This window comes from Polynucleobacter sp. AP-Ainpum-60-G11, assembly GCF_018688375.1.
In the GTDB taxonomy this organism is placed as follows: Bacteria; Pseudomonadota; Gammaproteobacteria; order Burkholderiales; family Burkholderiaceae; genus Polynucleobacter.
Genome location: NZ_CP061318.1, coordinates 1,140,140 through 1,157,822, shown reverse-complemented (window position 1 = coordinate 1,157,822; position 17,683 = coordinate 1,140,140). Strand labels below are relative to the sequence as shown.

At 43.3% G+C, this 17,683-nt stretch carries 21 protein-coding genes; 19 read left to right on the top strand and 2 right to left on the bottom strand.

The features are described 5' to 3' along the window. Window positions 1-100: 100 nt before the first annotated feature. The 7 genes from FD971_RS06015 (at window position 101) to FD971_RS09940 (ending at window position 4,880) form a co-directional block, all read left to right on the top strand. Window positions 101-931 carry a tetratricopeptide repeat protein gene (locus tag FD971_RS06015; protein ID WP_215333374.1) on the top strand — a complete coding sequence of 277 codons (831 nt, stop codon included), beginning with the start codon at window positions 101-103 and terminating at the stop codon, window positions 929-931. Between the two features lie 37 nt (window positions 932-968). Further along, on the top strand, window positions 969-1,469 hold the full coding sequence (locus tag FD971_RS06010) for a DUF1993 family protein (protein ID WP_215333373.1): 501 nt from the start codon (window positions 969-971) through the stop codon (window positions 1,467-1,469). 247 nt (window positions 1,470-1,716) lie between these two features. Beyond that, window positions 1,717-2,253 (top strand): hypothetical protein, encoded by a 537-nt coding sequence (locus FD971_RS06005; RefSeq protein ID WP_215333372.1) that lies wholly within the window; start codon window positions 1,717-1,719, stop codon window positions 2,251-2,253. Between the two features lie 143 nt (window positions 2,254-2,396). After that, the gene (locus tag FD971_RS06000) at window positions 2,397-2,714 is read left to right on the top strand and encodes a hypothetical protein (RefSeq protein WP_215333371.1); all 318 of its coding nucleotides are present in this window, start codon (window positions 2,397-2,399) and stop codon (window positions 2,712-2,714) included. Window positions 2,715-2,895: 181 nt separating this feature from the next. Continuing rightward, complete coding sequence (locus FD971_RS05995; RefSeq protein WP_215333370.1) at window positions 2,896-3,393, top strand: LexA family transcriptional regulator; 498 nt, start codon at window positions 2,896-2,898, stop codon at window positions 3,391-3,393. After that, a complete protein-coding gene (locus FD971_RS05990) occupies window positions 3,390-4,691 on the top strand; it encodes a Y-family DNA polymerase (RefSeq protein WP_215333369.1) in 1,302 nt (433 codons plus the stop codon). The genes FD971_RS05995 and FD971_RS05990 overlap by 4 nt, the downstream gene beginning before the upstream one ends. A gap of 57 nt (window positions 4,692-4,748) precedes the next feature. Continuing rightward, complete coding sequence (locus tag FD971_RS09940; protein ID WP_256442857.1) at window positions 4,749-4,880, top strand: hypothetical protein; 132 nt, start codon at window positions 4,749-4,751, stop codon at window positions 4,878-4,880. Window positions 4,881-4,968: 88 nt separating this feature from the next. On the opposite strand, the gene FD971_RS05985 is transcribed toward FD971_RS09940, so the two are convergent. Together FD971_RS05985 and FD971_RS05980 are read right to left on the bottom strand one after the other, a co-directional pair. After that, window positions 4,969-5,628, bottom strand: coding sequence for a putative quorum-sensing-regulated virulence factor (locus FD971_RS05985; RefSeq protein ID WP_215333368.1), 660 nt, complete (start codon window positions 5,626-5,628; stop codon window positions 4,969-4,971). A gap of 71 nt (window positions 5,629-5,699) precedes the next feature. Then, window positions 5,700-5,888, bottom strand: coding sequence for a hypothetical protein (locus tag FD971_RS05980; protein WP_215333367.1), 189 nt, complete (start codon window positions 5,886-5,888; stop codon window positions 5,700-5,702). 103 nt (window positions 5,889-5,991) lie between these two features. Between FD971_RS05980 and FD971_RS05975 the strand changes: the two genes are divergently transcribed. The 12 genes from FD971_RS05975 (at window position 5,992) to FD971_RS05925 (ending at window position 17,519) form a co-directional block, all read left to right on the top strand. Next, window positions 5,992-6,552 carry a hypothetical protein gene (locus tag FD971_RS05975; RefSeq protein WP_215333366.1) on the top strand — a complete coding sequence of 187 codons (561 nt, stop codon included), beginning with the start codon at window positions 5,992-5,994 and terminating at the stop codon, window positions 6,550-6,552. Then, window positions 6,549-8,204: an ion transporter gene (locus FD971_RS05970; protein WP_215333365.1), complete on the top strand. Its 1,656-nt coding sequence runs from the start codon at window positions 6,549-6,551 to the stop codon at window positions 8,202-8,204. Before FD971_RS05975 ends, FD971_RS05970 begins: the two co-directional genes overlap by 4 nt. 222 nt (window positions 8,205-8,426) lie before the next feature. Continuing rightward, window positions 8,427-9,452: a fumarylacetoacetate hydrolase family protein gene (locus FD971_RS05965; RefSeq protein ID WP_215333364.1), complete on the top strand. Its 1,026-nt coding sequence runs from the start codon at window positions 8,427-8,429 to the stop codon at window positions 9,450-9,452. Window positions 9,453-9,573: 121 nt separating this feature from the next. Then, complete coding sequence (locus FD971_RS05960; RefSeq protein ID WP_215333363.1) at window positions 9,574-10,623, top strand: MBL fold metallo-hydrolase; 1,050 nt, start codon at window positions 9,574-9,576, stop codon at window positions 10,621-10,623. A 545-nt stretch (window positions 10,624-11,168) separates the two neighbouring features. Further along, entirely contained in the window at window positions 11,169-11,741 is a 573-nt protein-coding gene (locus FD971_RS05955; RefSeq protein WP_215333362.1) for a phasin family protein, read from the top strand. Between the two features lie 144 nt (window positions 11,742-11,885). Continuing rightward, window positions 11,886-13,343, top strand: a complete 1,458-nt coding sequence (locus FD971_RS05950; protein ID WP_215333361.1) for a DUF4118 domain-containing protein — start codon at window positions 11,886-11,888, stop codon at window positions 13,341-13,343. Further along, window positions 13,343-14,029 carry a response regulator gene (locus FD971_RS05945; RefSeq protein WP_215333360.1) on the top strand — a complete coding sequence of 229 codons (687 nt, stop codon included), beginning with the start codon at window positions 13,343-13,345 and terminating at the stop codon, window positions 14,027-14,029. The genes FD971_RS05950 and FD971_RS05945 overlap by 1 nt, the downstream gene beginning before the upstream one ends. A gap of 63 nt (window positions 14,030-14,092) precedes the next feature. After that, a complete protein-coding gene (locus FD971_RS05940; protein WP_215333359.1) occupies window positions 14,093-16,030 on the top strand; it encodes a potassium transporter Kup in 1,938 nt (645 codons plus the stop codon). A gap of 217 nt (window positions 16,031-16,247) precedes the next feature. Beyond that, window positions 16,248-16,379, top strand: coding sequence for a hypothetical protein (locus tag FD971_RS09935; protein WP_256442856.1), 132 nt, complete (start codon window positions 16,248-16,250; stop codon window positions 16,377-16,379). A 156-nt stretch (window positions 16,380-16,535) separates the two neighbouring features. After that, complete coding sequence (locus FD971_RS05935; RefSeq protein ID WP_215333358.1) at window positions 16,536-16,895, top strand: hypothetical protein; 360 nt, start codon at window positions 16,536-16,538, stop codon at window positions 16,893-16,895. A gap of 69 nt (window positions 16,896-16,964) precedes the next feature. Continuing rightward, entirely contained in the window at window positions 16,965-17,330 is a 366-nt protein-coding gene (locus FD971_RS05930; RefSeq protein ID WP_215333357.1) for a hypothetical protein, read from the top strand. Between the two features lie 42 nt (window positions 17,331-17,372). Next, complete coding sequence (locus FD971_RS05925) at window positions 17,373-17,519, top strand: hypothetical protein (protein WP_215333356.1); 147 nt, start codon at window positions 17,373-17,375, stop codon at window positions 17,517-17,519. The last annotated feature ends 164 nt before the right edge of the window (window positions 17,520-17,683 follow it).

Below are 17,683 nucleotides of genomic sequence, written 5' to 3'. Positions count from 1 at the left end.
CTTGAAATCCTCCTTAAAGACCCTATATAAGTAGGGAATAGCAAAAATCCCCAAACTAGGGATAATGAAATTCGCACGAAACATCCTACAAGGAGTCTTGATGAACATTCGTAAAGTAATCAATTTATTTGTTGGCGTACTCGCAGCAGCGGTACTGTTAACTAGCAATGCAGCGTTTGCCGAGGCAACCTTGCCTGAGGTATATCAAGCTGTGCAATCTGGGCAGATGGCCAAAGCCGATGCCATGATGAAAGAAGTTTTGCAAAATCACCCTAACAGCGCAAAAGCCCACTATGTGGCTTCTGAGCTTTACCTCAAAGAAGGTAAGTTAGAGGCGGCGCGTAATCATTTCATCAAAGCGCAAAACTTAGCGCCTGGTTTGCCATTTGCCCAACCTGAGTCTGTGCAAAAACTTCAAGTGCAGCTGGCAAGTGGTGCAGGCATCCCTGCAGCTAGTCAGACCTCTATTTTTAGTAACTCGCTGTTCTGGGGTTTGATTGCGATCTTAGTTATTGGCGTCATCATCGTGATGAAGCGTCGTAAGGCTGAGGCGGTACAAGTCTATAACGCACCAAGCGCTGGTTACCCTGGAACTCCGGGTGGTCCAGCTGGCTATCCCGGTGGTCCTGGCGGCCCTGGATACCCAGGAGCGCCAGCAGCAGGCGGTATGGGTAGCGGATTGATGGGTAGTCTTGCAACGGGCGCAGCATTAGGTGCTGGTATGTATGCTGGTCAAGCATTGGCAAGCAGCCTTATGGGCGGTCACGATAACGGCCACTCCAATGCCGGCTCCAACCCCAACTTAAATCAAGTGGGCGGTCCAGCATCTTTAGATCCTAACTTTGGCGTACGTGATGCCAGCTCTTGGGATGATGGTGGCGCCAGCTCATGGGATGACAGTGGTGGTGGCGATTTCATGAGTGATGTTTAATTCACTTCCAGTTTAGTAATTCAGATAAGAAGGTTTTATGGCAATTTCCATGTACCAAGCATCGGTTCCTCAGCTAAAGAAGATGTTGGTCAACTTGACCAACATTCTCACTAAGGCTGAAGAGTACGCAGCCGCAAAAGGAATCGATGGCAAGGTCTTGGTAGAGGCGCGCTTATTTCCTGATATGTTTCCTCTGGCTAAGCAGGTGCAAATTGCTTGTGATCAAGTGAAGTTTGGTTTGGCGCGCTTGGCCAGTGTTGAAGCGCCTAAATTTGACGATACCGAAAGTACCCTGGCGCAATTAAAAGAGCGGATCGCTAAAACAATTGCCTTTATGGATAGCATCAAGCCTGAGCAGATTGATGGCACGGAAACTAAAGAGATTAAGTTCTCCATTAAAGAGTGGAGCTTTGAGTTTGTGGGTGAGCAATATGTCCTGACTTGGGTTATTCCAAACTTTTACTTCCACATCACAACCGCTTACAACATCTTGCGTCATAACGGCGTTGAGTTGGGCAAGACGGATTATCTCGGCTAATGGATCGTTGGGCTGAGCTCATCGAAGTGGGGCATGCCTGGATCTATCGGGCAAGCATTTATGCCTCTAATGCTTTCTTTGATGACCCGGCCATTTTGGCCTTTGCTTTTTGTTAGCTTTGCCTGTGCACAATATTGGCGCAATCATGAACCGCTGCGCTAATACGCTATGCCATCTTCGTATAGACTTACTTCTTCGATAGAATATTTACTAAAATTAATAGCATTACTTAGAAGAGTTTGGCGCAATGACAGAAGGCTTGGTAATAGGATCACTGTTGGTGTTGGGCGGCCTAGTGGTACGCTATATGCAAAAGCACCCCTTTTATCGCTATAAAACCCAAAAACACAAAGAGCGCTATCAATCCAAGCTACATGACGCTCTAGAGCATAGGGGCGACAATACGGGTGCGTATTGGTTCTCGCGCGCCATCGCAGACTTTATTTTTGATTTTGGGCAGCGCACTTACCATGATTACCATGTCGAGCAATATGAAAAGCGCGCTGAGTCAGAAATCCCCCATCTGTACCATCTTCGTATTGAAGAGCCTGGCACTTTGTGTCAGCACCTAGTCGAGCGTGCAGTAGAGATGAAGGTTCCGGCCAGTGTTTTTGGTATGCATATGCGCGTTTTATGGAGAGGCTATCTGGTACCGGTAGGTCGAATCACTCCAAAAAGCGTTGAGAGTATTTCGGGTTCGGCAGCCTATTACTCTGAGCTTATCAATTTGCCAGCCTCTAAAGAGGATATGCAGCGCTTTATGGAAAAGACTGAGCATGCGTAGTCTATTTGCAAGATATCAATTGCAAACTCCACAAAAGTAGATTCAAAAGAGATCATCGCTTTTGTTCGAAGGGTAGACCCCTATTAATTTTGATATTCTTCTGAGCTAAGCTCAATTCAACTTCTATATAAAAGATTCAAAAAATGACAAATCGTTTAATTCTTGCTGTATTTCTTTTGGGTTTGCTTGGGGCTTGCTCTACACCAAGGGTAATTGAGACAACCAAGCTTTCTGACAGGGACTTGTCTTGTGAATCTTTAAAGGATGAATTTAAGCGAGCTGAGGAAGCTAAAAAAGAAGCTGAGGATGTAAAGGGTGTGACGGGCACGAATACCGCAGCCGCAATTTTCTTCCCCATTGGCATTATTGCCACTTATAGCAATGCCAACGAAGCTATAGCGGCGGCCGATGCAAGAATGTCAAGGCTGGCTGATCTCATGGATAAGAAAAACTGCAAATAGATTTTGAGTTAGCAAAAACACCAAAACCACCTTCGGGTGGTTTTTTATTGGATAAGCTTTCTTTGGGTTATGGGTGCCTTTTGCACTTCTGACACCCCTTAAAGGGGGTAAAAACCACGTTTTCGGAAAAATAATGCTCGGGTATTGAAATACTGTATGGATATACAGTATATTAGAACCCATGGCACTAATCGTACTTCCAAAAAGCTCCTCAGAAAGCACTCTGACCCAGGCTCCACAAGCCTTAGCGGAAAATGGCGCCTATGAGTTCAAGCTCCTGAGTCACCGCATTTCAGCGGGATTTCCAAGTCCGGCAGCCGATTATGCCGAGGAAGGTCTCGATTTAAACCACTATTTAGTCCAAAACAAACCAGCCACCTTCATGTTCACCGTGAAGGGCGATTCGATGATGGGTGCGGGCATTTGTGACGGCGATAAGGTGGTAGTCGATAAATCCCTCAAGCCAAAACATAAAGATATCGTGGTTGCCGTGGTGGATGACGAGTACACCATCAAGCGTCTCTATCAATTACGTGGCAAGACCGAGCTCCAGCCAGAGAACCCCAATTACGAGCCGATTACCTTTAACGAGAACAGCGAACTCCAAATCTGGGGTGTAGTCGTTGGGGTAGTGCGCAAGTACAGCCATGCTAGTAGCAGAAACGGGAGGTCCGCATGAACCAATCCGGCAAAGCCAATCAACTCTTTGCGTTGGTCGATGTGAACAACTTCTACGTATCTTGCGAGCGCGTATTTGCACCCAAGCTAGAAGATGTGCCGATGGTCGTTCTATCGAATAACGATGGTTGTGCCGTAGCACGTAGCGCTGAAGTTAAGGCGCTCGGCGTAAAGATGGGTACACCCTGGTTTCAGATGAAAGACTTAGCCAAGCAACATGGTATCCAAGCGTATTCATCTAACTACACTTTGTATGGCGATATGAGCGGTAGGGTAGTAGAAGTCTTAAGAAAGTTCACACCCAATTTAGAGGTCTACAGTATTGACGAGAGCTTTCTGCAAATCGAGACAGTGCTCAAGCAATATGCTGACCCGACTAGCTTAGGTCAAATCATCAAGCAAGATGTCAAAGATACTACCGGTCTGCCAGTATGTGTTGGCATTGGCGCGAGCAAGACGCTTGCCAAGTTAGCAAATCATTTGGCTAAAAAGAATCCCCAGTTTGCTGGTGTATGTGACATCAGCTCTATGCCTAAAGAAGTGCTCTATCAATGGATGGCCGAGACAGCAGTAGGTGAGGTGTGGGGTATTGGCGGTAAGACTGCCAAGAAACTCAAAGAACTCAAGATCAACAGCATATTTGATTTAGTACAAATATCACCACAAGCCATGCGCCAGCAGTTTGGTGTTGTGATCGAGCGCATTTGTTATGAGTTGCGCGGCGTATCTTGCTTACAGCTAGAAGAAGTAGCCCCAGCTAAACAACAAATTATTTCTTCAAGAAGTTTTGGCAAGCCAGTCACTTCAATGGAAGGGTTGGCTGAGTCTGTTGCTACGCATGCTGCACGAGGTGCTGAGAAACTCAGAAGCCAAAAATCAGTAACGGGCGCGCTCACGATCTTTGTGCAAACCAATCCACATAAGCCGTTCGAGCCACAACACCACCAAAGTATCACCGTCGTTCTGAGTGATCCTAGTGATAACACCTTAACGCTGACTAGCGCTGCATTAAAAGGGCTAAAGCAAATCTACAAAGCTGGCTTTAAGTATAAGAAAGCGGGAGTGATTCTCAATCTCTTAGCTGATAAACCCACGATGCAGCAGTCGCTATTTGATGACATGGAAGTAAAAGGCAAGTCTGCTGGACTCATGAAGGCCATGGATTCAATTAATAGTCGCTTTGGTAATGCTGCCATCAAAACTGCCGCATCGGGAACTAAACAAGATTGGCAAATGAGATCTGGTAACAGGTCACCCAACTACACCACGCAGTGGGATGAGTTACCGGTGGCACGATAAAAAAATAACTAACCAACTAACTAAGTAATAAAGAAAAAGTAAACAAGGAGAAATCAAATGGAACTATTAAATAACTTTAACGGCGCTTCACTTGCAATCATCATGATTTTGTCTTACTGCGCAGTATTGAAAAGCACTAAGCGTAATGAGCGTAGCAATACCCAAGTATTTGGCCGCAAGTATCAGTAAGTAATTAGAAGTAAACAGCAGAACAAGCAGCAGCTGCCTGGAAGGGGAATAAGGAAATCACGGATTCCTTATTCCCTAGTAAAGGCGCTTATTTGGTATTCAGCGCTTTACGTAAGTATTCAGAGACGTTGTCTTGACGCAGCATCCACTGCTTATAGTCTGACGGCACATCGCTAATCAATTCGCCTTTATGTTTACCAAAAGGCATGATTGTCGGAATACGTGCCTTCTCAGACATTTCCCATAAAGCATCAAGAGAGGTCGGTTTGAGCTTCTCAATAATCTGCCCCAAAATCTTGGAGCAAATCCAGACATCCGCTAAAGCACTATGAGCTTCACGCAGTTGCTCTCTAGCAGTAGCGCGTTCAAAGTGATAGAGCAGGGCGCTTTGAGTATGGCTATCTAAATCAGGCCAAAGGCTACGAGCAAGCGCAAGGGTGCAAATGCGTTTGACTTCAGGGCTACCAATGGCTTCCCAGTCAAAATCCACGCTATGACCAATGATGTATTTGGTGCCAGCGGGTAATTTGAATGAGCTACTAGATGGGCAGTTCACTAATTCCTCATCTATGATGTGGTGAGTCGCTAAGGCGCCTAAGCTAATGGGTTTGCCAGGGTTATAACGTTGTACCCAGGGATTACCAACCGTAAGCGGATTAATGGAGGTGATATCTAAAGAAGCAGCTTCAATAATGACGGCATCTTTTTTATCGGTTGCTTCAACATCAAAAATAATCGCTTGGGGCATAAAAGTCTTTAAAAGGGGAGGCTAGGGGAAAGCGAATGCGCTCAATAATGCGCACACATAGTGGTGCCTACTCAGCTATTTTTAGGTGATGAGTCATCTGAATTGGTAGGCGCTTCTTGGGCTAAACCCTTGGTTTTATCGTGCTCAGCTAGCTTTTGCATTATGCTTTGAGCCATTGGGGATAAATCTTGAGTGGGTTCAGGTTTCTTCTTTGCCTTCTTTCTCATTAACAAGCTTTGCAGAAGTGTTTGAAATAGCATGAAAGATCCCCGAAAGACAGTCGTAGTGACTCAAAATTTGAATATACAGTAATTGAAGGCGGCAAGATAGTCGCTTGGATTAAGAAAGATCAGGGAGAGCGTGTTGGGCAAGAATATCCAAAGTCTATTTCATGGCATGCGCGTTTCGGATTTTTTGTTTCTTTGGGTGATGTTTGCTAACTTGCTTTTAGTAGCCTACCTGGGAATTGGGAATTATCAGAACGGCGCAAAAGTTGCGACTTCACAAGATAATGGTGAAGAGATCGTGGCATGGTTTGGTGATCTCGCTAGCAAGCTTGAGGCCAATGAGCCAATTCAGCCGGTAGCGTGTACACCTATGGATGAAGAGAATAAATTCGCTAAGGGTGCGAAAGTAAATCATTGGAAGAATTGTGTTGAGGCACTCTTTGGTGCTAAGGGCCCCTTTGAGGGCTACACCAATCTCTTAAATCCAGATGGGCCAGCATATTCAAGCAAGTGCAATAAGCATGATCTTTTGACGAGCGGATCTTTTATCTTTGAGAAGCTCACTCCAAATCCTGCAGGACCTCCCGGCTTGTCACCCATGGAGCCCGGCGAAAAACTCGTGAGTGGCTTACAGGTTCGCCTAAGTCTTTGTGACACCGGCTATTACCTGATCAAAATTGGGGAGTTTAAGTTATGAGCCTCCAATCTATTTCACTTTCTAGTATGAGCTTGCGCGTGCGTAAGCGTATTTTTAACTTATTCTTTAATCATCGCATTAAGAAAAATTACTGCGATCAATTTGAGCACTTCATTACTTACATGATTGTGCTCAACATGGCTGGCCTAGTGCTTGAGCACATTCCGGTTATCTATGAGACTAGGGAGCATCTGTTCCATATTTTTGATGTTTTTTCACTAGTAGTCTTTTCTATTGAATACGTACTACGACTTTATGTTGCGCCAGAAGATCCTGCTTTTAGCTCCGCCAAATATCCTCGCCTTGCCTATTGCAAGAGCCCATTTGCGCTGATTGACTTGGCATCCATTTTGCCGTTCTACTTAGGCGCCTTCTTCGATGCGGACTTACGCGTTCTCAGGGCCTTGCGTTTATTGCGTTTATTTAAACTCTTCCGTTCCTTGGCGCCCGCAGTAAATGAATTTTTTGAGCTTAATAAAGATAAATCATACCGATATAAGATTTATGCGTTAGTAAATGAAACGCCGACCAGTGGCAATTTGCATCACATCTTTGATATGTTCATTGTGAGCTGGGTGATTTTGTCCGTGTTAGCCGTCATCCTTGAATCAGTCCACAGTATTCATTACCACCTACATTCTGAATTTGCGATTCTCGATACGATTGCGGTAGCAATCTTCTCTACTGAATATTTGATGCGAATCTACAGTAGTCCAGAAGATCCTAAGTTCCAGGGTTGGCTCAAGGGACGCTTACGCTGCGCAACCAGGCCGACGGGGATCATCGATCTCTTGGCGATCTTGCCTTTCTATCTAGAGAGTCTGCTCCATCACTTATTTGACTTGCGTTTCTTGCGAGTCTTCAGATTGATGCGTTTGCTCAAATTAGCTCGTTACTCCGGCGCGACACAATCGCTCTTCGTGGTGATTAAGCGAGAGTGGCCAGTCATGAAGGCGGCGGTTTTCATCATGCTTTTGCTGGTGATGCTGGCAGCATGCTTGGGTTACTTGTTTGAGCATGAAGCCCAGCCCGATAAATTTGAAAATATTCCACAAGCAATTTACTGGTCTGTAATTACCTTAGCCAGTGTGGGCTATGGCGATATCTCCCCGGTTACGCCAGCTGGTAGGGCGATCACGATTGTGTTGGCGCTTCTAGGCATTGGTATTTTTGCGATTCCAGCGGCGATTTTGTCTTCAGCGCTTAGTGATCAATTGCGTATTGAGCGTGAGAGCATGATGACTGAGCTCTACACCATGCTAGAAGATGGAGTGATCTCAGCGGATGAACAAGAACTCATTGAGGCGGAGGCTAAACGCTTGCATCTGTCCCAAGGGGAGCTTGCACGCCTATTGGAAAAAGCCAAGGTAGAAATGGGTGTAGAGCATGCACACGAGAAAGATGCCAAAAGTGGTAACCCTGGTAAGGCTAATACAGGTGAGATGAGCCTGGAGTTTTTATCTAAGCATCCTGAGCTTGCCGCCGAACAACTCAAGATCACCATCTCTAAATTGCAGCAAATTTTGAGCGTATCGGATCGTCAAGAATTGCGTAAGTACATCGACAATCCCGACAATGTCACTGCACTCCAGAGCAGCATGCTTCAGTTCTTATTGCACCATGATGGAGAAAAGGACAAGAATAAAGGCTAGGCGCTCTATTGGCCATTGGGAAGCGGTTGGCCGAGAGAGTTGAAAATCTTTATATCGGTAGTTCAATTTTGCCCCTGGCGACCAAGAAACACTAAAACCACCCTCGGGTGGTTTTTTATTTGGTCTGAGACGGGTAATCCCTAGGATGGAGATGTTAACCCCATGTTAGATTACTAGTCGGAGTAAAAAACTTTAATTACAAGAGACAAATGTGGAGAGACTATGAGCAACCAAAGACGTGAATTCCTAAAAGTATCTGTCTTAGCAGGCGGTGCTGCGCTAACCACCCCTTTTATTGCAAATCAGGCTGAGGCAGCTGGACCTGGCGCAGGCGCTATCAGGATTGCTAATCCTGAAATGGCAAAGAACATGACTGTTCTAAATTATAAAGAGGGCGATAAATATGTTTTAGGCGTAAAGACAGACAAAGGGATTTTAGATGTTGCTAAAGCAGCAAAACAGTTTAAGGTTAAGGCGCCAATTAATACTGATGATTTGATTCAGAATGGCGATCAAGGCCTAGGCAAGCTGGTGAGCCTAGCATTGAGTAAGGGTGGCCCAAATTTGTTTTTGGACGAATCTAAAATCGAATATGCACCCGCTATTACCAACCCCGAGAAAATTATCTGCGTGGGATTGAATTATGCAAAACATGCCAAAGAAACTAATAATCCCATTCCAACATTGCCAATTTTATTCAATAAATTCAATAACACACTTAATAGCCATAATGGTGTTGTAAAGGCATCACTAGTCAACGCTGAAAAGTTTGATTATGAAGCAGAGTTAGTTATTGTGATGGGTAAGCGCGCATATAACGTTAGTGAGGCCGATGCGTTGTCATATGTATTTGGCTATGCTACAGGGCAAGACTTTACGGCACGTGATTTACAGCAACGCAGTAGTCAGTGGATGATTGGCAAAACCAATGATGGTTTTGCGCCTATAGGCCCATATATTTTGACATCAGATTTAGTTGGAAACCCAAATCAACTAAAGATAGAGCAATACGTTAATGGTGAGGTTCGTCAATCATCCAATACTAACGATATGGTTTTTAATTGTGCTCAGATTGTGAGCTACGCCTCTAAAATTTTTACCCTTGAGCCAGGCGATATTATTTTTACCGGCACCCCAGAGGGTGTCATTACAGGCTACCCTAAAGAAAAACAGGTATGGCTAAAGCCAGGCGATAAGCTTGAAACGCGCATTGAGAAGCTTGGCAATCTTAAATTTATCGTGGCTTGAGATTGGTCGCATAAAAGGATTCAACATATACACATTACTTATTAATAGTGGCGCCTCATACAAGTACTAATTTAGTGTAAGCAATTAAGACTTGTAGTACATGAAAATAATGGAGAAATAGATGATTAAACTTATTAAAGTAATTGCACTTTTATATATTGGTTTCTTAACTGCATCTGTTGTATCTGCGGCACCCGCTGCTAAGGAAGCAAGCTCATCAAAGTCTGAAATTAAAATAATTTATGATGCTTTTGGAAAGCAAAGTGCTTACAAAAAGGATTGGGGTTATGCCGCTATTGTTGAAATAGGTGGAAAACGCATTCTTTTTGATACTGGCAATGACGGCGAAACTTTCAAACATAATGCTAAAGTTGCCAATGCTGATCTCTCAAAAATAGACTTTGTAGTGCTGTCACATCGCCATAGTGACCATATGGCAGGATTGAATAAAGTTCTTGAGGCAAATCCGAAAGTTAAAATTTATGCTCCGAGAGAAGGGTTTGGTATCTACGGCTCTTCCTTGCCCAGCTCCTTCTATCGTAAAGATGCTGAGCTAGCTAATGAGTATCGTTATTACGATGGATCACCACCCGAAACTATGAAATTTGGTTCGGCTTGGGAGAAGGCTAATTTTCAGGTAATTGATCAGACTACTGAAATTGCCCCAGGAATATGGGCTATTGCACAGGTATCAGATGCTCCGGGCACTAAAGAAATGAAAGAGCTCTCCTTAGCAATTGATACACCCAATGGACTAGTGATTCTTGTGGGTTGCTCACATCCTGGCATTGAGAATATTGTTCAGGCAGCTGCAAAAATTAATCCTAAAATTCATTTGGTAGCCGGAGGATTTCACTTGGTAACGGCTCCCGATGAAACAATAGCTAATGTAGCAAATGCTTTGCGTGATAAATGGAAAGTTAATTACATTGCCCCAGGTCATTGCACTGGGGAGCCTACGTTTAATGCCTTACGCAAAACGTTCGGGGATCATTATGTGTACGCTGGCCTCGGTGCAGTAATAAAGCTCGAGCCAAATGGAGTTATTGAAGGTGTTGCGATGAAGGCGGCGCTTTTCCAAGCCGATGACTTGGGACTTTATCGGCAGCTTGCTGCTGAAAGCCATGACGCAATTCATAATCATTTTGCTCATAGTCATCACAAACATTAACTTTATGCGACTGAGTATGGGATATGTTTTTCCAGTTAGACTCCTGGCCGTTATCAATAGATTTGCTAGCGTATATGAGAGATGCTTTTAAAGCATCGCAGCTTGGATGAGACATCCTAGCTCTTGGTTCGATTCCGCCCCGGGCCACCAAGAAACACCAAAACCACCTTCGGGTGGTTTTCATTTTGACTGGTAGTATTTTAGCCTTCTAAACCTTGATGTTATGGTTGTCGGATGAACTGTAAAGAATGCCAATTTTTCTACATTACCTGGGACAAGAAGTTTCCCTATGGCTGTAAGCTTTATGAAATTAAATCCAAGACAACTCCAGACGCTCAAGTTTTAGCAAATACGGGCACTGCCTGTCTGGGCTTTCGGCCCAAAATTACTAAAACTCCTTAACGCTGACAATCAACTAAAGCCTTAATCTAGAGAATCTCAGGCTGGGTGAGGTTTTGTCATAAAAACTTCACATATCTTATTTAACCTTTTGCAATGCACCATTTGTTGTTATTTCTATCAGCCTATTTTTATGGAGATTCACCATGTTTCAAACTGAGAAATTAATTGCAGTCCAAGCCAAAGCAATTGAGTCTGCTCAAGTTTTGGCCCAACTGGCTATTGAGAACGCAAAAGCCATGGCCGATATTCACTATGATGCAACTAAAGATGCGGTAGTCGCCACTCAACTCAAGGCTGCTCAAATCCTCACCATGAAAGATGCCAAAGAAGCTTTGGAGATATTCACGGCCGAAGAAGCTCAGGCAATCTTCTGTGAGGTATCAGCTATTCAGGGTAAGGTATCTGAAGTGATTAGCAAGAGCAACAAAGAAGTTGTGGACATGATTGAGTCCACAATGGATGAGTCTAAGCTTGAATTAAAAAAGATGGTTAAAGAGATTTCTAACGGTGTTCCTACAAGTGCAGCGCCAGCTATCAGTGCATTTGACTATGTATTTGATGCAACCTTACAGGGCTTTGATCAGGCCTATGCTGTATCAAAAGATGCTTATACAAGTTTTAAGAAAACAATTGAAAGCTCATTGAACTTGTTTCAAGATCAATATGTACCGAGCAAAAAGGCTGCTCCAAAGAAGCAAAAGGTAATCGCCGCTTAATTAGTATTTCTTGAATCCTAGGAAATGCGGAAAACCACCTTCGGGTGGTTTTTTCATTTGTATACACGATTGATATGTCAGTGAATGTATATTGATCATATGAGAAATAGAAAATCATCAAAAAGCCCGCTCCTATTTGAGGCAATGAGTATTTTTTTAGGCATGATTGCTATAACCACTCTATCTCATATAGTTGATGAGTACCTTGGTTTAGCGGGAGTGTCATTTCTATATTTGATTCTTGTCATCTGGGTTTCCTACAAAAGCCAATTAGCAACCTCCATTTTTGTAGCAATAGGATCCTTCCTTCTCATTAATTTCTTTTATGTAGAGCCGAGATATACATTTGTCATTGGGAGTATTGAGTCGTGGAGCGCGCTACTTGGATTTTTACTGGTATCGATTGCGATTACCTCTTTAGTGCACCAGCTAAGAAGGCAAAAAGAAATTGCCGAAAAAGAAACCTTTAAGGCAAATCTCTTAAGGGCGATTATTGAAATATTTTCAGTCGAGACGGACTCAATAGTTGCTTTGCAGAAATTCTGCCGATTGCTAAAAAGCGAGCTTGGTTGTGAGGTCGCAATTTTAAAGCTGGATTCCACTACTAAAGACAGCATTGAATTAGCAAGCTCCAGGCCAGGCGAAGTTAAGTTTGACTCCTGGTATCTATCACATGCAATTGAGTATGGAGCAATGCTAGGCCCACATACTGGAACCCTAGAGGCAATTGATTATTGGTGTGTTCCATTTGGAAGATTTTACAAAAGCCATGAGCTTCCAGCCTTAGTGATTGAGAGGGCGCACGAAGAGAATATAGAAGTGAGTCTGATTAGGGCGATAGCTGATCAGCTGTCTGTTCATTATCAAAAGAGAATGGCGGAAATTAAAGCAAAAGATGCGGGTGAATTGGCACATCGTGAGTCTATTCAAAAGGCTTTCTTGTCGTCCATCTCACACGACATGAGAACTCCTTTAACCACCATCATTGGAGCAAGCTCATCGCTATTGAAGCTGGGTCAGCAGTTGGGGGAGGCGCAATCCATCAAGCTATTGGAGCTCATTCATTCTGAATCCGTATATCTCAATGACTCAACTGAAAACATACTGTCTTTGGTTAAGCTGGGTATGTCTGATGGCAACCAGATTCGAATGGATTGGCAGTCGCCTGAAGAAATGATTGGGGCGGTCATGTCGAGATATAACAATAGGGAAGTAAAGCCCACATTAGAATTGGTAATGAGCGCAAAAGATGAGCTTATCTATGGTGATCAGGCCTTAATCGTCTTGGCATTAACCAATTTGATTGAGAACGCAAACAAAGCGCACCTAGGCAGTAACCCAATACAGATATTGGTTGATAGGGTAGATGATGAAATTCGGATTGGTGTAATTGATGAGGGTGCTGGATTTCCTAAAGATTTTGATAAGGAATCGGCAGGGCAGCAACAGTCATATCAGCGCAATAAGAAAGGATTTGGATTGGGTTTATCTATAGTTAGGGCGGTGATGGATAAGCATCAGGGATGGCTCATCATCGAATCTCCATTTGACGACGATAAGAAGACTTATGTCGGTATGGCCTTTCCTTATAGAGCAAACTAATGATCTCAGATTTCATATTAGTTGTTGAGGATGATGAGCAAATTGCTCATTTTTTAGTGGCAAGCCTGAGCGCTGCAAAGCATGTTCCTAAATTAGCCAAATCTTTGGAAGAGGCAAATAAATGCCTAGTGGAAAACACGCCAAAGCTCATGATTCTTGATTTAGGTTTACCTGACGGTGATGGAAAGGACTTAATTCGCCAGGTAAGAAGGCAATATGATTTTCCAATTATTGTTTTGTCAGCAAGACAAGAGGAGCAGGAAAAGATTGTCGCCCTAAATGAAGGCGCAGATGATTATTTGTCCAAACCTTTTAATGTTCAAGAGCTGTTGGCAAGAATTAATGTTTGCCTCAGGCGTACTCAAAAGATGTCGATGCGAGATCAGTGCTATGAATACAAAGACTTGCTTATTGATGTCTCTACTGGACTCGTAAAGCTCGAAGGCAATGAAATCCATTTAAGCCCTATAGAGCATAAGTTGCTGATGTTACTAGCCTCAAAGCCAGGAAAAATCTTTGCTCAGCGCCAATTACTTTCAGAGATTTGGGGTCCTGAATATGTGGATGACACCCATTACCTCAGAATTCATATGGGGAGATTAAGGGTCAAGATAGAAAAAGTGTCAGCTGAGCCAGAGTACCTATTAACTGAGCTTGGTATAGGCTATCGCCTGGCTATTTCATAGTTGTTTATGCGATTGATACATCGCACATGATCTGATGGCTTATTCAAATCACTGAGTAAGCCCATGTCTATTAGCAATCCTGAGTATTCACAGTCAAATATTCTCCGTCCAATAGAAATTAAGAGTGGCCACCACAGCAAGGGGAGCGTTCCTGCTCTAACTCTTGCGGCTATTGGCGTTGTGTTCGGTGATATCGGCACTAGCCCTCTGTATGCACTTAAAGAATGTTTTAGCCCAGAACATGGCATTCCTTTTTCTACGGATGCCGTGTTTGGCGTTATATCCATGGTCTTTTGGGCTTTTTTAATTGTTGTATCGCTAAAGTATGTTCTATTTGTGATGAGAGCCAATAACCATGGTGAGGGGGGAATACTGGCCTTGATGGCTTTAGCTCTCAGAACTGCGCCAGCAAATTCCAAGAGGGCGTTAATGATCATGATGCTAGGCGTATTTGGTGCCTGCATGTTTTATGGGGATGCCGTAATTACCCCCGCAATTTCAGTGCTGTCGGCGGTTGAAGGTCTTGAAATTGTTTCCCCTCAATTTACAAGGTATGTCATTCCTATTACGCTCACTATCCTTGTCGCTCTCTTTTTGATTCAAAAAAAAGGAACTGCTCTAGTTGGCTTTTTATTTGGGCCAATTATGGTGGCATGGTTCTTAGCTCTGGGATTAATGGGTGCTTACAACATCATTGATAACCCAAATATTTTGCTTGCGGCCAACCCAATGTTTGCTATTAATTTTTTGGTGGAGCATTCACTGCAAGCATTTATCGTTTTAGGCGCCGTATTTTTGGTTTTAACAGGTGCAGAAGCTCTTTACGCTGATATGGGTCACTTTGGCATTAGGCCGATTCAATATGCATGGTTTTTATTAACAATGCCTTGCTTGCTAATTAATTATTTTGGACAAGGAGCCATGCTCTTATCCAATCCAGAGGCAATATCCAATCCATTCTTCTTAATGGTTCCTGAGTCTTATACGCTTGGCCTCGTGATCCTTGCAACAATGGCTACTGTTATTGCTTCTCAGGCAGTGATATCTGGCGCTTATTCAATGACTAGCCAAGCCATATTGTTAGGATTTGTTCCGCGCATGAAAATTGCCTACACCTCAGATAAAGAAGTTGGGCAAATTTATATGCCAACAATTAACTGGATGTTATTGGCTTTGGTCATTGCTGTAGTGTTGGCCTTTAAGCAATCTAGTAACCTAGCTGCCGCCTATGGAATTGCCGTAACAACCACGATGGTAATCACTACATTACTAGCAGCCGTTGTGATGAAGGCTGTATGGAAGTGGAATTCCATATTAGTTGCGACAGTTATTGGCGCCTTTCTATTAGTGGACATTGCCTTCTTTGCCGCTAATGCGCTCAAAATAGCTGAGGGTGGTTGGTTCCCATTATTGCTTGGTGCTCTGTGCTTCCTCTTATTGATTACTTGGTACAGGGGCAGAATGCTATTGCGTCAAAAGGCAATCGAAGGCGGCATTCCGCTTGAAGCATTTATTAAATCTTTGCTTGTAAGTGAACCCATTCGAGTTAACGGCACAGCAGTTTTTCTAACGGCTCATGTTGACTATGTTCCCGTAGCAATGCTTCACAACCTTAAACACAATCAAGTTCTCCATAAGAGAGTCATTTTTCTCAAAATGAGTATTTGGGATGTTCCTTATGTTGAAGATAAGGATCGTATCAATCTCAAAGAGATGGGTGGAGGGGTTTACCTGGTTAGGGCAATGTATGGCTTTAAAGAGACTCCAGACATTAATCAAATTATGGATTTACTAAAGACTCAATACGACATCAAATGTGAGCCAATGGAAACTTCTTTCTTCTTGGCTCGTGATACCGTGGTGCCTTCAGCAATACCAGGAATGGCACTATGGAGAGAAAAGCTGTTCGCATGGATGTATCAAAATGCTGCCAAGCCGTCAGATTTCTTTTCGATTCCAACCAATAGAGTGGTAGAGCTTGGTGCGAAGGTAGAAATTTAAAGTTTTGATGCGGGCTAGATATTGATTCTGAGGTAATCAAACCTGCGTTTCTTCGTAAGAAGGTTACTCAAGGCAGAAATTCAGATTCACAAAAGTAATCATTATTAACTGGGTGTAGGAAGGCTCAATGCTTTCCTACATCTAAATCAGCTCCAGTCCCTGTGTTTTCCTAGACCAAACCTCTACGCTGAACTTTTCTAGCCAACAGGGGTTTGAAATGCAGGTTTCATTCGAGTGCACTCATAAGCAATTGCGTTTATTTAGATTGGTCATGGACGCGCGTACTGTTGCAGTCTTATTGATTATTTTTATGATTTGGCAAATCCTCAGAATGCTTCGCATTATTTAAGCCAAAGTATTCGGATATTTGCTGGAAAAGGGGGCTTATCAATACAGGATCCTCAAATCCTATGGACCTGAAAGAAGGCCGCAATTACCGGCTTATTTATAGAAATCCAAGGTAATATATGGACTTCACGTCTTTATATTGCATTGAGTCCCCACTATGTCCGAGTTAAATAACGCTGATTTTGCTGAAGGTTTACGTTTCCAGAACCTGGGTCTATACCCCCAAGCATTTGATGCTTTCATCACCATTGAAAGCGCAGGCTATGAGCGCACCTTCCGTAAGTGCTGCGAGATGGCGTGGAGCAATCAATTACAAGAGCGTCAAATTGACCGACTCTTTTACGAACTCGATACTGAAGTCAAGCGCAAGAACGGCGTAGCTATTTATAACTATGGTCTTGTGATGGAATATTTAAAAAACATTCCTAAGGCTACGGAGTTACTCAATTTAGCTGACCAATTAAAAGTGCCAGAAGCTCGCACTGCCTTAATGCGAATTTTGCTCCTACCAAAATAAGTAATCGCTTAGCTATGGCACTACCATTCCCTAAAATGAATTGCATTCATCAAGGGATTGGAGGCTTTTGTGGATGATGATCTTGTATATAAAAAGCCTCGCAAAGGTCCAGCTCTAGCACCTAGGGTTGATTCTCAATTGCCCACACTGGCAACTTTGCAAGAAAAGCAACGCAGTGAACTCATTGAAATGGCCCAGGTACGCTATGGCATTAAGGGCACTAAGGTTCAGATTAATCTGACACCACTGCAAATTCATAGTGCGATGACTGAGGCGCAAATCTTTAAAGCCTTATTAGCTGCCCCAGAATCTGAGCGTGCGGATCAAATTCTGTATGCCTTGGCCAAAGGAGATTTGAGTGCTGATATGGCTAATCAAATCTTAGCGAGCTTGGCGCTGCTTGGTAAGTTCAAGAAAATCCAGATTGAGCCTTAATATCTTAAATCCAATTGCAATCACCTCAATGGATCTTGCCGTATGAATGCTTCTCTTAAATGGTTGTTGATATTTTTGGTCGTAGTCATCTTGGTGCTGATTACGGTAGATCAATTCCTTTGTAATAAATGGATCTATCACGACTTTGCTGCCGGGATTGATCGCCGTTTATCTTGCTTTTGGAAATAATCTTAAAAGCTAATCCTGCCGACTAAACCTAGCAATTTCTAAAAGATGGTGTCCGGCAAAGGAGAGGAAAAACTCGGCAAACCCATCCTATTTATGGATATTTTTTGATAAAAAAGCTCTAGCTCATTATTTGAGCCTCCCGGTCTTGATAATTCAATTATTGA

Excerpts from the sequence above, each read along its gene's own strand:
- FD971_RS05990 (WP_215333369.1), top strand. The coding sequence starts at position 3,390 with ATGAACCAATCCGGCAAAGCCAATCAACTCTTTGCGTTGGTCGATGTG.
- FD971_RS05925 (WP_215333356.1), top strand. The coding sequence starts at position 17,373 with ATGAATGCTTCTCTTAAATGGTTGTTGATATTTTTGGTCGTAGTCATC.
- FD971_RS05935 (WP_215333358.1), top strand. The coding sequence starts at position 16,536 with ATGTCCGAGTTAAATAACGCTGATTTTGCTGAAGGTTTACGTTTCCAG.
- FD971_RS05995 (WP_215333370.1), top strand. The coding sequence starts at position 2,896 with ATGGCACTAATCGTACTTCCAAAAAGCTCCTCAGAAAGCACTCTGACC.
- FD971_RS06000 (WP_215333371.1), top strand. The coding sequence starts at position 2,397 with ATGACAAATCGTTTAATTCTTGCTGTATTTCTTTTGGGTTTGCTTGGG.
- FD971_RS05965 (WP_215333364.1), top strand. The coding sequence starts at position 8,427 with ATGAGCAACCAAAGACGTGAATTCCTAAAAGTATCTGTCTTAGCAGGC.
- FD971_RS06005 (WP_215333372.1), top strand. The coding sequence starts at position 1,717 with ATGACAGAAGGCTTGGTAATAGGATCACTGTTGGTGTTGGGCGGCCTA.
- FD971_RS05980 (WP_215333367.1), bottom strand. The coding sequence starts at position 5,888 with ATGCTATTTCAAACACTTCTGCAAAGCTTGTTAATGAGAAAGAAGGCA.
- FD971_RS05940 (WP_215333359.1), top strand. The coding sequence starts at position 14,093 with ATGTCTATTAGCAATCCTGAGTATTCACAGTCAAATATTCTCCGTCCA.
- FD971_RS05955 (WP_215333362.1), top strand. The coding sequence starts at position 11,169 with ATGTTTCAAACTGAGAAATTAATTGCAGTCCAAGCCAAAGCAATTGAG.
- FD971_RS09935 (WP_256442856.1), top strand. The coding sequence starts at position 16,248 with ATGCAGGTTTCATTCGAGTGCACTCATAAGCAATTGCGTTTATTTAGA.
- FD971_RS06010 (WP_215333373.1), top strand. The coding sequence starts at position 969 with ATGGCAATTTCCATGTACCAAGCATCGGTTCCTCAGCTAAAGAAGATG.
- FD971_RS09940 (WP_256442857.1), top strand. The coding sequence starts at position 4,749 with ATGGAACTATTAAATAACTTTAACGGCGCTTCACTTGCAATCATCATG.
- FD971_RS05985 (WP_215333368.1), bottom strand. The coding sequence starts at position 5,628 with ATGCCCCAAGCGATTATTTTTGATGTTGAAGCAACCGATAAAAAAGAT.
- FD971_RS05960 (WP_215333363.1), top strand. The coding sequence starts at position 9,574 with ATGATTAAACTTATTAAAGTAATTGCACTTTTATATATTGGTTTCTTA.
- FD971_RS05970 (WP_215333365.1), top strand. The coding sequence starts at position 6,549 with ATGAGCCTCCAATCTATTTCACTTTCTAGTATGAGCTTGCGCGTGCGT.
- FD971_RS06015 (WP_215333374.1), top strand. The coding sequence starts at position 101 with ATGAACATTCGTAAAGTAATCAATTTATTTGTTGGCGTACTCGCAGCA.
- FD971_RS05945 (WP_215333360.1), top strand. The coding sequence starts at position 13,343 with ATGATCTCAGATTTCATATTAGTTGTTGAGGATGATGAGCAAATTGCT.
- FD971_RS05950 (WP_215333361.1), top strand. The coding sequence starts at position 11,886 with ATGAGTATTTTTTTAGGCATGATTGCTATAACCACTCTATCTCATATA.